Source organism: Neobacillus pocheonensis, from assembly GCF_050477905.1.
Taxonomy (GTDB): Bacteria; Bacillota; Bacilli; order Bacillales; family Cytobacillaceae; genus Neobacillus; species Neobacillus pocheonensis_A.
Window position 1 is genome coordinate 1 of sequence record NZ_JBCNAD010000128.1, and the last position, 1,974, is coordinate 1,974.

Sequence of the window (1,974 nt, forward strand, 5' to 3'; positions counted from 1 at the left end):
GAGCAAGCGCCAGCGCTGCAGGAACAATCCACGAATCAAGCCCGTTGCCTTTGCTTCTTGAATTTGCCCACAAGGGTTTAAAGGGGTTGAGTTTTATCTTTCGAGAGGGCTTTTCTTCGTGGAAATGGCTTCGGCGGCCAGAAGGGCCGGAGGCCGCAGATTTGGGCGGCCTCTGGTCCTGGCGGCCACAAGAGAATCCGAAGTCACCGCCACGCGGCGGTGACAACCATTTGCCTTGGAAAATAAAAAAACCAGGAGCTTGTCCTGGTTTTTCCGCTGGCCGGGCTGTTCGTGCAAAATAGAGTTTAACAACAACGATCCGAAACGATTTACTCAGTCTCGTTAATACAGTGATCGCAGGCTCTTGTCTCAACGTCTACAATGGCTGCCTCAAGACAAAATTTACATATATCCAGCTGCTCCTTGCGCTCACTTATTTTAATATCTTCCATTCGACCCACCCCATATTAGATTTGAGTTATGATCCTAAGAAAAACGGTCCGGCAGCAGTCCTTTCACACTGCCGGATTTGCTATTTCTGAACGAAATCCAAGAACGGATCAGTAGAAGTGTTCAATGTACCCCTTTATTACTTTCGGACGGTCTCCACGTAGTACATCACACCATCTTTATCCATGGCGCTTGTGATCTCGTAAGATTGGGACCGATCCACACGCGCCTCACCCGGCCGTCTTTTCATAGCATCTGGAATATCAGGATCCTGCATATCCTGGGCTTTTTCATCATTGTGTATCTTTAGCGCCAGCTCACTTGCTTCGTCAAGATCGGCCGCCATGACCGCGTAGCCATACGGTTCCTCCGCAACATCGCATTCGTGGGTCCAATCCCAAATCGATACGTGCCATAATGTTTTATCCATCCTTAATCCCTCCAAATTAATGTTCGCTTCGCTAAAACAGCTGTAACCCGTTTCGGCGTATATGATACGATTATCGCAATGAAAAAAAGTAAGATTATGCAGCGCGGCTTCATTCCTAAAGGTTTCAGCGGTAAGGTTATCGTATGTTCCCCTGGCTACGTTCACATTGGTCCCGATTTTCCTATAAATATGGTTTTTAAAATAAATCTCCTTAGCCGTAATCAGCGAATCATCAAGCGATAATTCCTCCAGGCTGTTATATTGCTTCAACCGCTTATCAATTTCTCTTGCATGGATCCGTTGAACGTACTTATATTTAGTCATTCCATTTTCGGTTTCAACGTCCGTCAATAGGTAGTGCTGCACCCTCCTTCCCCCATCGGTATGACATTCAAGTAAAACAAAGGGGCAAAGGTGAAAAGCCTTGCAGCCACGGCAGTAGGTGATTACCCCGTCCTCGACTTCTACCACAGTCCCTACCATATCTTTGTACCAACCAGCGCCCATCAAAATTTCAACCTTCAACTGCATTCCCTCCGCTTTTGAAATATGGGTCGGGGTTATGGCCCCCGATTGGCCGAAATGCATTTAGATACAAGTGAATTGGATGCCCTCGTTGGCGTTTAAAAAGCTGGCTTGGGTCGATGCCACTCTACGCGGGGCGCAACTGCTTCCCGGAAGTCTTTGAAGGTTTTCCCGGCTTGATGCAGCGTTTGAATAAACGAGTAATCACCGGAATTTTCGTAATACAGCAAAGCAACTTCAAGACTTTCATCTTCTACATTGATTCGGGCCGCTACTGTTTCACACATCTTTTGATAAATGTTTTGGGCTATCGTATCATCCAGCGCCCCACTAAATTCCTGGCAGTCCATTTCAGTCCCAAGCTCATTGCCGACAGGGCGCAGAATCAAAATATCGTCGTGTACTTCATCATCGTAGTGATAGCCGCCGTAAACATGAACCGATGATTCACCCAAGGAATTGAAGAAACGGTACGTCTTGCCTTGCTCCAAATGGCGATAGTTAGTAATCATATACATATTTTTTCACTCCTTTTTCTTCTTGACTTTTTTGCCTTAATCGAAAATCTG

3 protein-coding genes are annotated in these 1,974 nt (G+C 46.3%); 1 reads left to right on the forward strand and 2 read right to left on the reverse strand.

The window, feature by feature from the left end; all coding sequences use genetic code 11:
• The first annotated feature begins 86 nt into the window (after positions 1-86).
• Entirely contained in the window at positions 87-302 is a 216-nt protein-coding gene (locus ABES02_RS29965) for a hypothetical protein (protein WP_430141741.1), read from the forward strand.
• Positions 303-589: 287 nt separating this feature from the next.
• Here the strand turns inward: ABES02_RS29965 and ABES02_RS29970 are convergent, their stop codons facing one another.
• Together ABES02_RS29970 and ABES02_RS29975 are read right to left on the reverse strand one after the other, a co-directional pair.
• On the reverse strand, positions 590-1,387 hold the full coding sequence (locus ABES02_RS29970) for a hypothetical protein (protein WP_430141744.1): 798 nt from the start codon (positions 1,385-1,387) through the stop codon (positions 590-592).
• Positions 1,388-1,503: 116 nt separating this feature from the next.
• The gene (locus ABES02_RS29975) at positions 1,504-1,923 is read right to left on the reverse strand and encodes a hypothetical protein (RefSeq protein WP_430141746.1); all 420 of its coding nucleotides are present in this window, start codon (positions 1,921-1,923) and stop codon (positions 1,504-1,506) included.
• Positions 1,924-1,974 lie beyond the last annotated feature (51 nt).